General features: G+C 75.4%; 10 protein-coding genes. 2 read left to right on the top strand and 8 right to left on the bottom strand.

What is annotated here, in order from left to right:
• Nucleotides 1-108: 108 nt before the first annotated feature.
• Nucleotides 109-702, top strand: coding sequence for a TetR/AcrR family transcriptional regulator (locus CP974_RS23905; protein WP_031128341.1), 594 nt, complete (start codon nucleotides 109-111; stop codon nucleotides 700-702).
• 62 nt (nucleotides 703-764) lie between these two features.
• Here the strand turns inward: CP974_RS23905 and CP974_RS23900 are convergent, their stop codons facing one another.
• Nucleotides 765-1,139: a VOC family protein gene (locus tag CP974_RS23900; protein ID WP_223844568.1), complete on the bottom strand. Its 375-nt coding sequence runs from the start codon at nucleotides 1,137-1,139 to the stop codon at nucleotides 765-767.
• Between the two features lie 166 nt (nucleotides 1,140-1,305).
• On the opposite strand from CP974_RS23900, the gene CP974_RS23895 reads away from it, so the two are divergent.
• Entirely contained in the window at nucleotides 1,306-1,737 is a 432-nt protein-coding gene (locus tag CP974_RS23895; RefSeq protein ID WP_031128343.1) for a VOC family protein, read from the top strand.
• A 289-nt stretch (nucleotides 1,738-2,026) separates the two neighbouring features.
• On the opposite strand, the gene CP974_RS23890 is transcribed toward CP974_RS23895, so the two are convergent.
• The 7 genes from CP974_RS23890 to CP974_RS23855 form a co-directional block, all read right to left on the bottom strand.
• The gene (locus CP974_RS23890; protein ID WP_031128345.1) at nucleotides 2,027-3,598 is read right to left on the bottom strand and encodes an MFS transporter; all 1,572 of its coding nucleotides are present in this window, start codon (nucleotides 3,596-3,598) and stop codon (nucleotides 2,027-2,029) included.
• A 24-nt stretch (nucleotides 3,599-3,622) separates the two neighbouring features.
• Complete coding sequence (locus tag CP974_RS23885) at nucleotides 3,623-4,363, bottom strand: thioesterase II family protein (RefSeq protein WP_231717391.1); 741 nt, start codon at nucleotides 4,361-4,363, stop codon at nucleotides 3,623-3,625.
• Nucleotides 4,364-4,455: 92 nt separating this feature from the next.
• Complete coding sequence (locus CP974_RS23880; RefSeq protein WP_078915299.1) at nucleotides 4,456-5,625, bottom strand: arginase family protein; 1,170 nt, start codon at nucleotides 5,623-5,625, stop codon at nucleotides 4,456-4,458.
• Entirely contained in the window at nucleotides 5,622-5,924 is a 303-nt protein-coding gene (locus CP974_RS23875) for a hypothetical protein (protein ID WP_031128348.1), read from the bottom strand. Before CP974_RS23875 ends, CP974_RS23880 begins: the two co-directional genes overlap by 4 nt.
• Nucleotides 5,925-6,189: 265 nt before the next feature.
• The gene (locus CP974_RS23870) at nucleotides 6,190-10,452 is read right to left on the bottom strand and encodes a bifunctional SDR family oxidoreductase/pyridoxal phosphate-dependent aminotransferase family protein (protein ID WP_085921462.1); all 4,263 of its coding nucleotides are present in this window, start codon (nucleotides 10,450-10,452) and stop codon (nucleotides 6,190-6,192) included.
• Nucleotides 10,449-11,570, bottom strand: coding sequence for a DNA alkylation repair protein (locus CP974_RS23860; protein ID WP_031137111.1), 1,122 nt, complete (start codon nucleotides 11,568-11,570; stop codon nucleotides 10,449-10,451). The genes CP974_RS23870 and CP974_RS23860 overlap by 4 nt, the downstream gene beginning before the upstream one ends.
• Nucleotides 11,563-18,102 carry a type I polyketide synthase gene (locus CP974_RS23855; RefSeq protein WP_150485859.1) on the bottom strand — a complete coding sequence of 2,180 codons (6,540 nt, stop codon included), beginning with the start codon at nucleotides 18,100-18,102 and terminating at the stop codon, nucleotides 11,563-11,565. Before CP974_RS23855 ends, CP974_RS23860 begins: the two co-directional genes overlap by 8 nt.
• Nucleotides 18,103-18,127 lie beyond the last annotated feature (25 nt).

Here is an 18,127-nt window from a genome sequence, read left to right as displayed (position 1 = left end):
GGCTCCGCCTCGGGGGGAGGCTGGGTGCCGTGGAACGCGGTCGCTGGTCCGGAGGGCCACGAAGTACCGTGTGCAGGAGGTTTCGGCAGGTCGAGACGGGGGTGCACGATGAGGACCGGGGTCCGGGCACAGCAGCGCGAACAGACCCGGCAGACCCTGGTGCGCGAGAGCCGGCGGCTCTTCTCGACCCAGGGCTACGCATCCGTCCACCTTTCGGAGGTCGTCCAGGCGGCCGGCGTCACCAAGGGGGCGCTCTACCACCACTTCGAGGGCGGCAAGGCCGCGCTCTTCCAGGCGGTGCTGGAGCAGGTCCAGCAGGAGGTCGCCACCCGTGTCGCGGCGACGGCCGACGCGCAGCAGGACTCCTGGAGCCAGCTCACGGCCGGCTGCCACGCCTTCCTGGAAGCCACCACGGACCCCTCCGTCCAGCGGATCATGCTGGTGGACGGGCCCGCGGTGCTCGGCTGGCGGAGCTGGCGGGCGCTGACCGAGGCCACCTCCGGCCGCCACCTGGCCCACGCCCTCACCGCGCTCGTCCTGGAGGGCACCATCCCGGCCCAGCCGGTGGCGCCGCTGACGCATCTGCTGTCCGGTGCGATGAACGAGGCCGCCCTGTGGCTGGCCGCGTCGGAGGACGCCGCCGATCTGGAGGCCACGCGCCAGGCGCTGACCCGGATACTGGAAGCGCTGCGCACCAGGTGACCCTGCGCGGCGCCCCCGTCGGGGCGCCGCGCGGCGCTCCCCCGCCCGGCGCCGCGCGCCGGTCAGGCCGCCACGACGTCGACGCGGACCCCGTTGGGGTCGACGATGACGACGTGCCGCCCTTCCCCCTGCTCCGCGGCCTCCACGGCCCCGTGGGCGGCCAGCCTCTCCCACGCCGCGTCCCCGTCCGCCACGGCCACGGTGAGCCGCACCGCGCGCACGGGCGTGCGGAGGGCCTCGGGCAGCGCGGGGTGGGTGTGGTCGAGGAGCGCGAGCTCGTGCTGCCGCTGCCCGCCGCGGACCAGCGCGGCGTACCACGGGGTCGCATGGGCGACGGTGAAGCCGAAGAGTCTCGCGTAGAAGCTGCGGGTCTCGTCCATGCGCGAGGTGCAGATCACCGGACAGAAGCTGGTCAGCATGGAGACGACTCCGCTCACGTACCTACGGTATGTCAGATGACGCTAAAGGCATACTGGCGGTATGTCAATCTGACTTCCGGGGGTTCAACGAGCGACTGGCGGAGACGTCACGCGACGGCGTGACGCGGGGGCGCGGGACTCGTTGAGACGGAACGACCGATGCCCCACGCAGAACGGTGCCACCATGACGTCCTCCGCCCTGACCAGCTTCTATCCGGTCCTCTGCACCGAGCAGATCGACGAGTCCGTGGCCTTCTACCGCACGCACTTCGGGTTCGAGACGACCTACACGAGTGACTGGTACGTCAGCCTGCGCCGGCCCGAGCCGCCGCACCACGAGCTGGCCCTGGTCTCCGCGGTCCACCCCACCGTGCCCGAGGGGTACCGGCGGCCCGCCGCGGGCCTCCTCCTCAACTTCGAGGTGGCCGACGTCGACGCCGAGTACGCCCGGCTGGTGCGGGAGGCCGGCCTCCCGGTCGAACTCGACCTGCGCAGCGAGGCGTTCGGCCAGCGCCACTTCATCGTGGCCGCCCCGGACGGTGTCCTGGTGGACGTGATCACGCCCATCCCCCCGTCGGGTGAGTACGTCGACGCCTATGAGGACGGGGGCGAGTAGCGGGGTGGGAGGTTGGGGGTGGGGCTGTGCCGCGGTGAGGGGTGCCGCGGTGGGGGTGTGCCGCGGTACAGGGCCGCGGTGCAGGGCCGCGGTGCAGGGCCGCAGTACGGGTGCCGCTGGGGGCGGGGCCCGGGGTGGTACCTGGGTGATGGCCGGGGCGCGGCCGGGCTTGCGGCCGCGCCCCGTACGGGCGCCGGGGCTGGTGCCCCCGCATGACGGGTCCGGCCCGCGTCGTCGTGACGCGGGCCGGACTCGGGGTCGCCCTTCCGGGCGGGACGGACGGCTTGTGTCAGCCCTCCACACCGACGGGGGCGGCCCCGTCGGCCGCGCCCTCGGAGTCGCCGGCGCCCTCGCCCGCGCCCGTCGGGGGCAGCTTCACGACGAGCGCCACCAGCACGGCCGAGGCGACCGCCACGACCGCCCCGATGCCGCCGATGATGTTCAGGCCGTCGGTGAAGGCGTCCCGCGCCGAGGCCAGCAGGCCGGAGGCCGCCTCCGCGGACAGGCCCCGCGCCGCGTCGACCGCGCCGGCCAGCGTGTCCCCGGCGTACTCCGGTGCCCCCTGAGGGACCTTCACCCCGGCGTGGTACACGGCCGCGCTGAGGCTGCCGAGCAGCGCCACGCCCAGCGCCATGCCCAGCTCGGTGCTGGTCTCCGACAGGGCCGCCGCCCCGCCGGCCCGCTCCGGCGGGGCCGACCCGACCACGATGTCGGTGCCCAGCGCGATCAGCGGACCGCCGCCCGCGTACACGAAGGCGAAGCCGATGACCACCTGGGCGATGCCCGAGGAGCTGTCGGCCAGGAACAGCGTCAGGTGGCCCACCGCCGAGACGGCCAGGCCGACCGCGACGACGTACGCGGGCCGGAAGCGGCTCGCCGCCATCGGGGACACCACCGCGGTGACGATCAGCGCGAACGCCGCCGGCAGCAGCCACAGGCCCGCCTTCATCGGCGTCAGGCCGCCGACGAGCTGGAGGTACTGCGTCACCATCAGGTACGTGCCGCCCGCCACCAGCATGCTGAGCAGCAGCGTCACCAGCGCGGTGCGGAACGTGGGGGTGCGGAAGAGCGCCAGGTCCATCAGCGGGCTCTCCAGGGAGCGCTGGCGGCGGATGAAGAGCACCCCGACGACCAGGCCCACGACGACCGCGGCGACCGGGATGGCCCCGAAGCCGTCGTTGGCGATCTCCTTCAGGCCGTAGATCACCGGCAGGATCGCGGCCAGCGACAGCGCCGCGCTCGTCAGGTCGAGGCCGCCGGCCTGCTCGTCACGGTACTCGGGGAGCAGCAGCGGACCGGCCACCAGCAGCAGCGCCATGATCGGCACGCCGAGCAGGAAGACCGAGCCCCACCAGAAGTACTCCAGCATGGCGCCGCCGACCACCGGGCCGAGCGCGATGCCCACGGAGAACATCGTGACCCAGACGGCGATGGCCACACCGCGCTGACGGGCGTCGTGGAACATGTTCATGATCAGGGCGAGCGTGGAGGGCATCAGCGTGGCCCCGGCCAGACCCATCGCCGCCCGCGCCGCGATCAGCGTGACCGGGTCGTTGGCGAAGACGGCGGCCAGCGAGGCGACGCCGAACGCCGCCGCGCCGATCAGCAGCAGCTTCCGGCGGCCGATCCGGTCGCCCAGGGTGCCCATGGTCACCAGGAAGCCCGCGATCAGGAAGCCGTAGATGTCGATGATCCACAGCATCTGGGAGGCGGAGGGGTCCAGAGCCGCGCTGATGTGCGGCACGGCGAGGTGCAGCACGCTCACGTCGATGGAGAGCAGCAGGGTCGGCAGCGCGAGGACTGCCAGGCCCAGCCACTCGCGTGGCCCTGCCTGTGCAGGAGTGTCGGCGTCGGTGGTCATGGGGGGTTCCTTTCGGGGTCGTGCTCATCGGTGCCCGGCTCGGATGCCGGGCAGGGGGTCGGGGGGCGCCGCCGCCGGGGGCGGCGCGGCGGCGGCGCCGGGCAGCAGGAGCGCCGCCACGGCCGCCGCGTTGGCGGGGGTGTACAGGTAGAAGTGGCCTCCGGTGAAGGTCCGGTGCGCGAAGCCGCCGGAGGTCTCCAGCGACCACAGGTGCATCCGGTCGCCGATCACCACCGGGTCGTCCACGGCGCCGAGGGCCAGGATCGGGACGCGGACGCCCGAGCGGGGCCGCCGGTACGTCTCCATCGCCTCCAGGTCGGCGCGGATCGCCCGGAGCGACGGGCCGACCAGGTCGGCCCGGTCCATCAGCCCCGGCGACATCCCGCCGATGTCCGTCAGGTGCTCCAGCAGCTCCGCGTCGGTCCGCAGGTGCGCGAAGGGCGGCTCGCTGGGGAAGCACGGCGGCTGCCGCGCCGACACCGCGAGCAGCGCCGGGGGCAGCCCCTTCGCCTCCATGGCGCGGGTCAGCTCGTACCCGAGGACGCTGCCGAAGCTGTGCCCGACCACCGCGTACGGCAGCGGCTCCAGCTCGGCCAGCTCGCGGGCGAGGGCGTCGACCATCGGCTCGACCCGGCTCACCAGCGGCTCGTTGATGCGCGCGCCCCGGCCGGGCAGCTGGGCCACGACGCACTCGACGTCGTCGGGCAGCACCTGCCACCAGGAGCGGAACGCGGACGGCCACCCGCCGGCGTGCGGGAGCGCCACGAGCCGGAACCGCGGGCGGGCCCGGGGCACGGGCCCCGGGCCGCCTGCGGCCGTACGGCGGGCACCGCTGCCCGCCCTCATCCACCAGCCGCTCATCCGGGCCCCGCGTCCCCGGACACCGCGTGTCCGGCCGTCGCGGGCCGCCCGTCCGCCGGGCGGCCGGTCAGCAGCGGGTGGTGCTCCTCCAGGTGCCGGATCACCCGCTCCTGGTGGCGCTGGAGGCGCTGTCCCGGAAGGTGCTCCAGGGAGTGCAGGAACGGGTCCTCGGGCGCCGGCAGCCCGGCGATCCCGGTGGCCGTACCGAGCACCAGCATCGGCTGGTACCACGCCGAGTAGCCGCCCTCGTGGGCGAACACCACCCGGCCGCCGGTCAGTTCGTCGGCGAGCCGGCACATCGCCGAGGCCATGGTGTGGAAGGTCCGGCTGGTGCACATCATCCGGCCCATCGGGTCGTGGCCGCCCGCGTCCACGCCCGCCGCCACCAGGATCAGGTCGGGGGCGAAGGCGCGGGCCGCGGGCTCCACGATCCGCTCCATGACGGCCAGGTAGGCGCCGTGGCCGGAGCCGGCGGGCAGCGGCACGTTGAGCGTGCTGCCCGCCCCCGCGCCGGCGCCGGTCTCCATGACGAGACCGGACGCCGCCGGGAACAGCCCGTCCTGGTGGACGGAGATGTACAGGACGTCGGGGTCCTCGTAGAAGGTGCGCTGGATGCCGTTGCCGTGGTGGACGTCCCAGTCGAGGATCAGCACCCGCCGCGCCCCGTGGCGCTGGGCCGCGCGGGCGGCCACCGCCACGTTGTTGTAGAGGCACAGCGCCATCGCCCGGTCGGGTTCCGCGTGGTGGCCGGGCGGGCGCACCAGGCAGTAGGCGCGGTCGAAGCGGCCGTCCAGGACGCCCGTCGCGGCCTGGACGCAGGCCCCGGCGGCGAGCCTGGCCGCCCGCGCGCTGTGGTAGTTGACGTGCGCGTACACGCCGGCGTCGCCCGCGCCGGCCGCCGAGGCGGCCTCGACCCGCTCGATGTGGCCGGGCACGTGCACGAGGAGCAGCTCCTCGTCGGTGGCGGGCGCCGGGGTGTGGGCGGTGTAGTGGTCCATCACCCCGGTCGCCTTGACCAGCCCCTCGGCACGCCGCAGGTCGGGGTCGACCGCGAACTGCCGCAGCGGTTCGACGCCCGGCCCGACCGGCACGTACCCCGAACCGGCGCCGGGGTCGTGCCAGAAGCAGATCTCGTGGCTGAACCACGCGAGACGGGAGCCGCTCACCAGCCGGCCACTCCCAGCGAGGCGCGGCTGACGCCGGACGCCTTCTCGATGTACTGCAGGTAGTACTCGCGCTCCTCGTCGGGCGTGCGCTTGGTGCGCAGCGTCGTCTCCAGCAGGCGGAGGATCTCCTCGGCCTCGGCGGGGGACAGGCCCCTCTCGCCGATCTCCTTCTCCAGCGCGCGGATGCGCGCCGCCGGCTCGGCCACGCCGGACGCGAACGCCGCCGGGTCGCTGCCGTTGTTGCGGGTGGAGGCGATGGTCTTCAGAACCGCTCCGAAGAACGCCGTGGTGTCGGTCATGGTCGAATCCCCCTTGCTCGCGGTACATCGGTCGGTACGTCAGTCGGTACGTCAGTCGGTACGTCAGTCGGTCGGTGCGCCGGCGGACGGGTCCGCCGGGCCGCCGGCCGGCCGGTGCTTCTGCCGGTACGCCGGCCGGTGCGGTGACGGTGATCGGTGCGGTGAGCGGTGCGGTGATCCGTGCGCCGGTCGGCGCACGGGCCGGTGCGGGTGTGCGGTGGCCTCCGGTCCCCGGGAGGGGGCGGAGCCGCGCGGCACCGGCGGGTCAGCGGATGAGGCCGCAGGCGCGGCCGGCCTTCTCGAGCGTGACGACCGCCGCGTCCAGGTCGGCGTCCGTGTGGCTGAGGTTGACGATCGTCCGCAGCCGGGGAAGGGTCCGCGGCACGGCCGGGTACACGATCGGCTGGACGAAGAGCCCGTCGAGCTGGCACAGCCGCGCCATCTCCACGGCCTGGTCGGCGCTGGAGCAGATGAGGGGCACGACGGGCGTCTCGCTGGCGAGCGTGTCGAAGCCCAGGGCGTGCAGCTGGTCGCGGTACCGGGTGGTCCTGGCCCGCAGCTCGCGGGTCAGGGACGGTGCGGCGGCCATCACCTCGACGGCGGCCTTGGCGGCGGCCACCTGCGCGGGCGTCGCCGCCGCGGAGAACATCCAGCCGCGCGCGTTGTTCTTCAGGGCGAAGATCAGGTCACGGGAGCCGGCGACGTAGCCGCCCGCGCTCGGCACGGTCTTGGAGAGCGTGCCCATCTTGACGTGGACGCGGTCCGGGTCGATGCCGAAGTGCTCGGTGATGCCGCGCCCGGTGTCGCCCAGCACGCCGAGGCTGTGCGCCTCGTCGACCATCAGCGGGGCGTCGTAGCGCTCGCACAGCTCCAGGATGCCGGGCAGGTCGGCCACGTCGCCGTCCATGCTGAACACCGCGTCGGTGACCACCAGGCGGCCGCCGTCGCCCGCCTTGCGCAGGGCGCGCTCGAGGTCGGCGAGGTCGTTGTGGGCGTAGGTGACGACCTTGGCCCCGGACAGCCGGTAGCCGTCGAGGATGCTGGCGTGGTTGTAGACGTCGCCGATGACGGTGTCGCCGGGGCCGACGAGGGCGCCGACCGTGGCCACGTTCGCCATGTAGCCGCTGGAGAACACGATGGCGTCCTCCGCGCCGAGGAAGCGGGCGAGCGCCAGCTCCAGCTCGCGGTGCAGGTGCAGGGTGCCGGCCAGCAGCCGCACGCCGTGCGCGCCGGTCCCGTGCTGCTCGACGGCGCGCAGCGCCTGGTCGTCGATGTAGGGGTGCCCGATGAGCCCGAGGTAGCTGTACGAGGCGAAGTTCAGGAACCAGCGGCCGTCGAACTTGATGCGGGAGCCCGACGCCTCCTCGATCACCGGCTCGTAGAAGTACTCGCCGCGCGCAACGATCCCGCGGTCGTCGCCCGACAGCGCGTCGATGCGGCGGTCGAGGAAGGTGCCGTGCGGGGCGTCGGCCAGCCGGCCGGGCAGCGTACGGCGGGGGACGCGGGCCGAGGCGGCCGGCTCCGCGCCGGGGGCGGGCCGGGCGGCGGACGCCGGGGCGGGCGCCGGGACCGTGGAGGGCGACGCCGTACGGGCGGGCGCGGGGACCGGTGCCGGTGCCTGGGCCTGGATCGGCCGGGCCGCGGGGGCCGGTGCCGCCGGGGCGGGAGCCGGCCGGGCCGCCGGGGCGGGGTCCGTGTCGCGGAAGCGGTCCCAGTCGGGCACGAAGCCGTCGGCGGGCCGGGCGGGGGCCGGCTCCTGCACGGGCGGCTGCGCCGGGGCCCGCACGGCGGTCGCCGGGGCGGCCGGAGCGGGGGCCGCCGCGGGGGCCTCGTAGGGCGACTCGCGGGGCGCCGGTATGGACAGGGCGGGCGCCTGCGCGGCGGGGGCCGCGGGCGCCTGCGCGGCGGCGTCGCGCGGCAGGCTCTCCAGGTGGGTGAGGAGGGAGCCGACCCGGGTCTGCTCGAAGAACACCATCGGGTCCACGTCGAGCCCGTCGGAGGCCAGCGAGGCGGCCAGCTCGACGGCCATCATCGAGTCGAGGCCCAGCTCCAGCAGGTCGTCCTCGGCGGAGACCGAGTCGACGTGCAGGACCTTCCGGAGGGCGAGGGTGAGCGACGGCCAGAGGCCGGCGTCGGGCGTGACAGCAGTCATGGGTGCGTCCTTCGCGTTCGCGGCGGAGAGTACGTAGTGCGCGGGCGGGCGGCCCAGGGCCGTGCGGAGCAGTGCGATGCCGTCGTCCTCGGTGAGCGCGGCGACGCCGTGCGCGGCGGCCTTGGGGGCGATGGCCTCGCCCATGCCGACCGTCCACAGGCCCCAGCCGAGGCTGTACCAGGGCAGGCCCTCGGCCCGACGGCGGGCGGCGTAGCCGTCCAGGTAGCCGTTGGCCGCGGCGTAGGCGCTCTGGCCGAGGTTGGCCCGGACGGCCGCGATGGAGGAGAACAGGACGACGAAGCCCGGGTGTTCGCCGCCCGCGACGAGGTCGGCGAGGACGTGCGTGCCGCCGACCTTGGGGCCGAGGACGGCGTCGACCCGGTCCGGCGTCAGGCTGCGGGCGAGTCCGTCGCGCAGTACGCCCGCCGCGTGGAACACCCCGTCGAAGGGACCGGACAGCACCTCGCCGAGGGAGCGGACGTCGGCGGCCACGATGTCGAGGTCGCAGCGCCCGGCGAGCCGGTCGAGGCGCTCGCGGGCCTCGCCCCGCTCCGGGACGGTCCGCCCGACCAGGGTCAGCCGGGCGCAGCCCTCGTCCGCGAGGAACTCGGCGACGCGCAGGCCGATGCCGCCCATGCCGCCGGTGATCAGGAACCGGCCGCCCCGGTACCGCACCTCGCGGGCGGGCGCCGGGGGCGCCGGCAGCAGGGAGGGCTCGTACCAGGCGCCGTCCCGGAGGGCGAGCTCCGTGCCGTCCCGGCGCAGCGCCTCCCAGAGGGCGGCGCCGTCGTCGCCCTCCGCTCCGGCGGCCGTGCCCCGGCCGGAGCCGAGGTCGGCCAGGCGGACCCTGGTGCGGGGGTGCTCGACGCGCAGGGTGCGGCCGAGGCCCCACAGGGCCGTCATGAGGGGGTCGACGACGTCCCCCTCCGCCACCGCGTGCGCGGTGCCGGTGACGATCAGCAGGTCGGGCATGGGCGGGCGGGCGGCGAGCCGGCGGACCAGGGCGAAGACGTCCTGGAGGGCCCTGGTCGCCGCCGCCGCGTCGTCCGCCGCGGCCGGACCGTCGGGGGCCACGTAGACGACGTCCCGCGGGACGGTGCCCTCCGGCAGGGCGTCGAGGCCCTCGTCGGCGAGCCGCTGCGGCGTCAGGTGGAGGACCCGGCGGCCCTCGGGCGCGCGGGGCGCGTGCGCCGCCACCACCAGGACGGTGCCCTCGGCGTCGGCCGCCGGGCCGGCGTCGGCCGCTTCCCCGGGGCCGGTCGCCGGGCCGGGGGCGGTGGGCCCGGTGGACCCGCCGGCCCCGGCAGGGCGGGCGGTCGCGGGGGCGACCTCGCGCCAGACCAGGGCCTCGGTCATCGGGACCACCGCCGGTGCCCGGCCGGCGCCGGCCGGGTCGCCCCCGGCGGGTGCCGGGGGCGCGGCGGGGCGCGCGGGCGCCGCGGGAGCGGCCGGCCGGGGCGCCGGGACGGTCGCCGGGGCCGGGACGGGTGCCGGGGCCGGGGCGGTGCCGGTCGCCGGGGCGGTGCCGGTCGCGGCGGGCGCCGCGGGGGCGCCGGCCGGCCGGGGCGCGGCGGTGGGCCCCGCGGCCTTGAGGGTGATCCGGTCCAGTTCCAGAAGTACCTCCCCTTGCTGGTTGCAGACCACGGCCCGGCCGCGCACGGCGCCCGCGGACGTGGCGGCGGAGCCGGAGCCGGAGTCGGCGGGCTCGTCCCGCTCGACCAGGGCGATGACCGTGCCGGAGATCCGGCGGCGGGCCACCAGCCGGCCGACGTACCAGGGCAGGCACGCGCCGGCCGAACCGTCGTCGAGCATGCCGAGCGCCTGGAAGACGCTGTCGAGCAGCGGCGGCGGTACGAACGGGGGCACCGCCCCGCCGTCCGCGCCGTCCTCGGCGCGGAGCATCAGCAGCATGCGGCCGGGGCCGCGGTGCGCCGACCGGATGACCCGGTAGGCGGGCCCGTAGGCGATGCCGCTCGCGTCCCGCCAGGCCGCCAGGTCCGCCAGCGGGACCTGCTGGGTGCAGCCCGCCCTGAGCCCGGCCACGTCGACGTACCGGGGCGGCGGGAGCGGGGTGCCGGTCACGCGGGCGGCGCTGTGCTCGACCGGCTCCTCGCCGGGCGCCGACGGCACGGAGCGGATCGCGTACCGGCCGTCCCCGGCCGCCGCCACCTCGATGCCGGCCTCGGCACCGGGGACGGTCAGCGGCGCCCTGAACGCGATCTGCTCCAGCTTCCACACCCGGTCGGGCCGCTCGGCGTCGCGGGCGGCGAGCAGGGCGTCGATCTGCGCGGCGGCGGGCACGACCGGGACGCCGCCGATCCGGTGGTCGGCGACCAGCGGGTCGGCGGCCCTGAGGGTGATCCGGCGGGCGCTCATGTGCGCAGCCCGAAGCGGCCGGTGGCCCGCACGAGGCCGTTCACCTGGATGTCGACGGCGTGCTCGCCGGGGTAGTACGTGCGGGTCTGGATCTCCCTGATGGGGTGGGACTTCTCCAGCGTGCGCTTCTCGCCGGGGCCGAGTTCGAGCGTGGTCAGCTTGAAGACCTTGGGGATGCTGCGCCCGTTCTTGCGGACGTGGTGCACCACGTAGTCGATGGCGAGGCTGTGCCGGCGGTCGTCGGTGTTCTCGATGTCGAAGTCGATGACGAGGGTGTCGCCGACGGTGACCGCGTCCGGGGAGATCCGCAGCCGGGGTACGAGCACGTGCTCGCCGCCGGTCGCCCCGAGGAGGGCCAGGGCCTGCTGGTCGCCCTTCTTCACGAGGGTGCGCAGGCCGTGCTTGACGATCCAGCGGGTCTCCGGGGTGGGGCTCTCCTCCAGCCAGCGCAGCGCGGTGTCGAGGGCGACCTGGGGGTGGTCCTTGGAGATGTCGTTGAGGTTGTTGGCGACGGACTTGCGCACGTACTCGGAGGAGTCGCTGCGCAGCGGTTCGAGGATCTCCAGGACCGGGTGCGGGTCCTTGACGAAGACGGTGAGCGTGCGGTGCCAGGGCAGCCGGGAGCGGACGCCCTCGGTGGCCAGCCGGCGCACGTTGTGGCTGGGGCTGACGGCCCAGCGGGCGACCCGCTCCATCGTCAGCTCGTAGTGCTGCTCGAGGTAGGGCCGGATGGCGTACTCGCCGGTGTGCCGCTTGGTGATCTCCTCGATGGCGTCGAGGGACAGCTCGGGGTGGTCGAGGCCGTACTCCTCGACGAAGCGGGCCACCGGCATGAGGAACCAGCTGCTGTTGAACATGCCCTCGCCCTCGGCGAGTTCGTCCTCGAGGATCGCGAGGAGGATCGGCACGGCCGCCGTGTAGTCCGCGGGGAGCCGCGTCCGCAGCCCTTCCGCGAGGACCATCACGCGGTCCTTCAGCTCCAGTCCGGGGATCCGCTTCTCGACCTCGGCCGCATAGTCCTCCACGTCGAAGCCGGGGTGGACGGCCCGGATCTTGCCGCCGATGAGGCGGGCCGCGTCACCGTTGAAGTGACGCTTCAGTCCGTACTCGCTAGCCATGGTGCTGGTGCCTCTCGTTCCTGTGGTGCGGGTGTTGCCTGTCTTGCGGGTCCTGCGGGTCCTGCGGGTGGTTCGGGGTGGTGGTGCCGGGAGTGGGCGTGGGCGGGGAGACCCAGTACCGCTGCCGGTTGAAGGGGTAGGTGGGCAGGGTCGTCGTCCGATGGCCCTTGCCGGCATGCACACCGGCCCAGTCCACGACTCCCGACCCGGAGTTCGCGTAAGCGGCCAGAGCGGCATGCACCTCGGCCTGGTCGACACGGTCACGCCGCAACGTGGTCAGCCACACCGGCTCACCCCCGTGCCACGACGCCCGCGCCAACGACGTCAACTGCGGCTGGGAACCGATCTCCCACACCACACCCGCACCCACCGAACCCACCAACGCGACAGCCTCCGCAAACCGCACCGGCTCACGAATCCCCCGCGCCCAATGCCCCGGATCCACCGCCGACCCCGCCGTGTGCCACCCACCCGTCACCGACGAAGCGAACGCCACCGAAGGAGCCGACAACACCGCCCCCGACACCGCCTCGGCGAACGGTGCAACCGCACCCTCCATCAAAGCCGAATGGAAAGCGTGGCTCACCACCAACGGCTGCGACCGCAGACCCGACTCCTCACGGAACCGCGCCACCGCACCCGCAGGACCCGAAACCGTCACCACCCTGGGCGAGTTGAACGCCGCCACCTCAACCCCAGGGAAACGAGACAGCGCCTCCAGGACCGCGTCCGCGTCCCCGTGCACCGCCGCCATCGCACCCTCACCCGGCTGCGACTCCATCAACCGACCCCGCACCACCGCCAGACGCAGCAGATCCCCCAGACCCACCACACCCGCAGCCCACGCAGCCGTCAACTCACCCAGACTGTGACCCACCACCACATCCGCACGCACCCCCACCGACTCCAACCACCGCACCAACCCCACCTGCACCGCCACAATCCCCACCTGAGCGAACCGGGTGCGGCCGAGGGTGCCGGAGGCGTCGGTGAACAGCAGGTCCAGCAGCGGGACTTCCAGCTGACCGGCGAGCAGGTCGGCGCACTCGTCGAGCGCCGCCCGGAACGCCGGCTCCGTGCGGTAGAGCCCCTGGCCCATGCCCGTGTACTGGGAGCCCTGCCCGGTGAACATGAAGGCGACCGGCGCGGAGCTCCGGCCGCCCTTGCGGGCGACGGCGGAGGTGCCGGAGGCGATGTCCCGCAGCGCGACCGCGAGCTCCCCCGCGTCACGCCCCGAGACGACCGCGCCGAACCTGCCCTCCGCCCGGCCGGTGTTGGCCGTGAAGGCGAAGTCGCCCACGCGGTCCTCGTCCACGGCGGCCAGGGCGTCCGCGTAGGACCCGGCCAGCGCGCGGACGGTGGACTCGTCGGCCGCGTCCACACGTACGACGTACGACTCCTGCGCCACGACCTCGCGGGCCGGGGCCGCGGGCGGCTCCTCGACGATCACGTGGGCGTTGACCCCGCCCATCCCGAACGCGCTCACCGCGCCACGACGCGGACCGTCCTCGGGACGCGGCCACTCCTTCACGCCGTCGGCCAGGTAGAACGGGGTGTCCTCGAAGCGGATGTGGTCGTTGGGCCGCACCACGTGCAGCGACGGCGGGATCAGGCCCCGCTCCATCGACAGCAGCAGCTTGACGAGTCCGGCGAGACCCGCGGCGGGCTCCAGATGACCGACGTTGCTCTTGAGCGAGCCGAGCGCGCAGAACTGCGAACGGTCCGTCGTCGCACGCCACGCACGCGTCAGGCCGTCGACCTCGATCGGGTCACCCAGACTCGTCCCCGTGCCGTGCGCCTCCACCAGGCCGATCGACTCCACCGGCACGTCGGCGTCCGCGAGGGCGGCGGTGATGACCTCCGCCTGGGCGCGCGGGCTGGGCGCCGAGTAGCGCGTGGTACGGCCGCCGTGGTTCACGGCCGCGCCCTTGACGACGCCCCGGATCCGGTCGCCGTCGCGCAGCGCGTCGTCGCAGCGCCGCAGCACCACGGCCACGGCGCCCTCACCGGGGACGAAGCCGTCGGCGGTGCTGTCGAAGGCGCGGCTGCGGTGGCGCGGGGAGAGCGCCATCATGTCGCCCATCGACCGGAAGTACTCCGGGCTGATGCCGGCGTGCACGGCGCCGATGACCGCCGTGTCGATGTCGCCGGAGCGCAGGTGCTGGAGCGCGGAGTGCAGGGCGACCAGCGACGACGAGCAGAGCGTGTTGACGACCGTGCTGGGGCCGCGCCAGTCCATCAGGTACGAGAGCCGGTTGGCGATCATCGCCTCCAGGCCCAGGCCGCGGCCCTCGGGCACGCCGTGGCGGACGCGCTCCTCGTGGTAGTGGTCGTGGCTGTAGGCGATCCACAGCCCGGTGCGGGCCTCGTCGGCGCGGGCGCCGCCGCGTCCGCCGTCCTCCAGTGCCTCCCAGATCGTCTCGTAGACGATGCGGGCCTGCGGGTCGATCAGCGGCGCCTCGCGGGCGGATATCCGGAAGGGGGCCGGGTCGAACTCGTCGACCCGGTCGAGGAAGGAGGCGTACGGGAGGGGTCCGGCGGTGTCGCCCCGACGGCTCTCGGGCAGCGGGCCGACGGTGTCGCGGCCCTCGACGAGCAGGTCGGCGAAGGCGGTCAGCGAACCGGCGGTGGGCAGCCTGACCGCGGCGCCCACGACCGCGACGTCGCGCGGCCGGGTCGCGGGGGCGGCCCCGCCGGGCGCGGACGCGGCCTCGTCGGATGCGCGGGGCCTGGGGACGGCCGTGATGCCCGCCGCCGTGGCGGGCGCCCGCTGCGGCTCCGGGGACCGGGGCGGCGCCGGCGGGACCACCGGAGGCGCCGGGGCCACGGGGGCCGGCTCCACCACGGGGGCCGCCTCGGCGACCGGGGGCGCCGGGGTCCGCGGGGCCGCCTGGGTCGCAGCGGGCTCCGTCACCGCCGGGGCCGTCAGAGCCTCGGGGGCCTGCGGGGTTTGCGGGGCCTCGGGGGCCTGCGGGGCGGACGGGCTCGGGAGGCGGTCGACGAGCTCCGGGGCCTCCTCCGTCAGGAAGTCGGCGAACTGGCGGGGCGTCGGGTACTCGAAGAAGACCGTCGGGTAGAGGGACAGGTCGTGTTCCCGGGAGATCCGCTCGCTCAGCCCCACCAGGCCGACGGAGTCGAAGCCGGCGGAGAGGAACTCGGTGTCGGCGTGCTCCTCGGACGTGCCGGTCAGCGCCAGGAACCAGGCCAGCGCCCGCGCGGACGGCGTACCGACCGCGGCGGCGGGGGCGGCCTGGACCGCCGGAGCGGCGGGCGCGGCGGCGGGCTCGGCCGGGAGCGGTGCGACGGCGGCGGGGACGGGCCCGGCGGCCGGGGTGACCGGGGCCGGAGCGGCCGGGGCCGGAGCCGGAGCGGCCGGAGCCGGGGTGGCCGGAGCCGGAGCGGCCGGGGCCGGAGCCGGAGCGGCCGGAGCCGGGGTGGCCGGAGCCGGAGCGGCCGGGGCCGCGGCGGGCCCGGTGGCGGTGGCGTCGGTCGCGGGGTCCTCGCGGAACGCCATCGCCGGGACGCGCTTGGAGGACATGTCGCCGAAGACCAGCAGCGGCGTGCCCGACTCGTCGGTGACGGTCTGGGTGACCCGGCACGCCTCGTCGTTCCAGAAGGCGATCTCGGTACGGACGTACGCGGCGTCGTCCAGCGGGCCCAGGACGTCGAGCCGACCGACCGACAGCGGGATGAACGCGGAGGCGTCGGCGGTGCCGAAGACCGGGTTGGCCGGGTCGATGGCCGCTACGGTCACGCTGTCCAGGAGGCCCGGGAAGAGCTGGACGCCGGGCGGGTTCAGCTCCCGCTGGCGGGGGCCCTCGATCCGGGCGAGGGTGCCGCCGTCCGGCAGGCTCGCCACCCAGGAGATGTTCCGGTAGTAGCGCCCGTGGTGGTAGCCGATGCGCCGCAGCCACCGGTACATGCCGGAGCCCGCGTGGAGGGCGGAGCCGGCGCAGTCGGCCAGCAGGGCGGCGACCGGGAGGCGGGGCGCCGGCTCGGCACGGGTGGCGAGGCGGCCGGTGACGAAGACGTCGCCGGTCTCGCCGTCCTCCACCCGGAACCGCCCGTCCCCGTCGACCCGGCCGACCACGCGGCGCGCCCCGGCGGGGATGAGGGGGCGGTGGAAGAGGACGTCCGTCGCGCCGTGGAACGGCTCGCCGCGCAGGGCGGCGCCCTCGCGCAGGAAGTCGAACCAGGCGACGCCCGGGAGCATCAGCGTGCGGTACACGGAGTGCTGGGCGATGGGCACCTCGCCGGGCCCGAACACCCGGGCGTAGGTGTATCCGGCGGGTCCGTCGTCGGCCACCAGCTCGGCGGGCGAGCCCGGTTCGGCGGACCGCAGCGGCTCGGCGAGGTCCAGGGCGCGTCCGCGCGGCTGGGCGACCGGCAGCAGGCGCTTGCTCCACGCGGCGGCGCCGGTGCTCTTCTGGAACGCGGCCCAGTCGATGTCGCGTCCGGCCTCGAACAGTTCGGCGGCGATCGCGGCCAGTACGGTCGCGGCGGTCCGCTCGTCGTGCGCCCCGGCCAGGCGCGCGCCGACGTCGGGGCCGCCGGTGCCAAAGGCGGCGGTGTCCGGGTGTCCGGCGTCGCGGGCCGGGTCGCCGTCGCGCCGCAGGACCTCGCCGAGCGCCTGCTCCAGCGGCAGGCCGCCCCGTACGAAGTCGGCGACCGCCTCCCAGCCGGGCGGGAGGTCGACGGCGCCGCCGGGCAGCCCCAGGTCGCGCAGCGCGATGGCGAGGGCGACCCCGGAGAGGATGCGGAGCAGTTCGCCGGAGAACGCGGCGAGCGGGGTGCCGGTGGCCGTCTCGAAGAGGCGCACGACCTCGTGCACGGCGGGGGTGGAGCGGTCGAGGGCGGTGAGCCACGCGGGCGGCGCGGCGGCGGCCTCGGGACGTACGGAGACGGTGGCGCGGGACGTGCCGGCGCCGGTGCCGGGGGCTCCGGGCGTCAGGAGCCTGGCGCGCAGGGCGGCCGTCAGCTCCCGCGCGTCCTCGCCGACGACCGCCAGCCGCACGGCGCGGTGCGGGCGGGCGAGCCGGGCGGTGGCGCACACGTCCGCCAGCTCCTCGGGCCGGTCCTGGAGGGACGGCAGGAACTGGACCCACTGGGCGCACAGTTCGCGCAGCCCGTAGGCGGTGTCGGCGGAGAGCGTCAGGACGTGGACGGGCCGACGGGCCCCGGCGGGAGCCGTCCCGGCCCGGCGGGCCGGGACGGGGACCGCCTCGGCCACGACGTGCGCGTTGGTGCCGCCGAAGCCGAAGCCGCTCACGGCGGCCCGGCGGACCGGCGCGTCGGGCCAGGGCCGGGCGGTCTCGGGCAGGTGGAAGGGGCTGTCGGCCAGGTTGAGGCGGGGGTTCGGGGACTCGACGGCCACGGCCGGTACGGTGCCCTCGCGCAGCGACACGATGATCTTTGCGAGTCCGGCGAGCCCGGAGGCCGAGTGGAGGTGGCCGATCCGGCGCTTGACCGAGCCGAGCGCGACCGAGTTGCGCGGCACGCCGTGGCGCCCGAAGACCTCGGTGAGGGCCCGCACCTCGATGGGGTCGCCGATGGCGGTGCCGGTGCCGTGCGCCTCGACGTACTGCACGGTCGCCGGGTCGACGGTCCGGTACACCTTGTCGAGCAGGTCGATCTGGGCTTCCAGGTTGGGCGTGGTGACGCCCATGGTGCGGCCGTCGTTGTTGACCGCGACCCCGCTGATCGCGCCGAGGACCAGGTCCCCGTCGCGCAGCGCCGCCGCCATCGGCTTCAGCACCAGGGCGGCGGCCCCCTCGCCGGGGACGTAGCCGTTGGCCCGGCTGTCGAAGGTGTGGCAGAGCCCGTCCGGGGAGAGCGCCCCGGTGCGGGAGAGGAGGACGAAGGTCAGCGGGTCGATCAGCAGGTCGACCGCGCCGACGAGGGCCACCTCGCAGCTTCCGGACGCGAGGCTCTGGCAGGCGAGCCAGACCGCCGAGAGCGACGAGGAGCAGGCCGTGTCGACGACGAGGCTGGGGCCCGCGAGGTCGAAGCGGTCGGACAGCCAGGCCGCCATGAAGTTCTGCGAGCGGCCCCACAGGGCGGCCGGGCCGGGCCCGGCGGCGCCGGCCGGGGCGGGCGCCGCCGGGTCCGGGAGGCCGCCGGGCGCGACCGTGCCGCGGCCCCGGTCGAAGCCGTAGGCGTTCATCCGGGCGCCGATGAACACGCCCGCGTCGAGCCTGCGGCGCGCGCCCAGGTAGCCGGAGTCCTCCAGGGCCCGGGCGCCGACCTCCAGCATGACCCGCTGCTGCGGGTCGAGGAGGACGGCGTCCTCGGCGGTCATGCCGAAGGCCTCGTGGTCGAAGGAGAACGGGTCGACCAGGAAGGCGCCCCGGTGGTGGGTGCCGCGGTGCGGCGCCTCGCCGAGGTACAGGTGGCGGGCCCACCGGCTCGGCGGGACCTCGCCGACCTCGACGCCGTCGCCGCCCAGCATGGCCGTCAGGTCGGTCACGTCCTCGGCGCCGGGGAGCCTTACCGCGAGGCCGATGACGGCGATGCGGGTGTCGAGCTCGCTCACAGTTGTCCTTTCGTGTCGCTCGCCG

The sequence above is a fragment of the Streptomyces fradiae ATCC 10745 = DSM 40063 genome (assembly GCF_008704425.1).
Classification (GTDB): domain Bacteria; phylum Actinomycetota; class Actinomycetes; order Streptomycetales; family Streptomycetaceae; genus Streptomyces; species Streptomyces fradiae.
This window is presented reverse-complemented; position numbering and strand designations above follow the sequence as displayed.

Bases quoted from the DNA above. Each gene is read 5' to 3' on its own strand.
- CP974_RS23895 (WP_031128343.1), top strand. From the start codon at position 1,306: ATGACGTCCTCCGCCCTGACCAGCTTCTATCCGGTCCTCTGCACCGAG.
- CP974_RS23870 (WP_085921462.1), bottom strand. From the start codon at position 10,452: ATGAGCGCCCGCCGGATCACCCTCAGGGCCGCCGACCCGCTGGTCGCC.
- CP974_RS23860 (WP_031137111.1), bottom strand. From the start codon at position 11,570: ATGGCTAGCGAGTACGGACTGAAGCGTCACTTCAACGGTGACGCGGCC.
- CP974_RS23875 (WP_031128348.1), bottom strand. From the start codon at position 5,924: ATGACCGACACCACGGCGTTCTTCGGAGCGGTTCTGAAGACCATCGCC.
- CP974_RS23890 (WP_031128345.1), bottom strand. From the start codon at position 3,598: ATGACCACCGACGCCGACACTCCTGCACAGGCAGGGCCACGCGAGTGG.
- CP974_RS23905 (WP_031128341.1), top strand. From the start codon at position 109: ATGAGGACCGGGGTCCGGGCACAGCAGCGCGAACAGACCCGGCAGACC.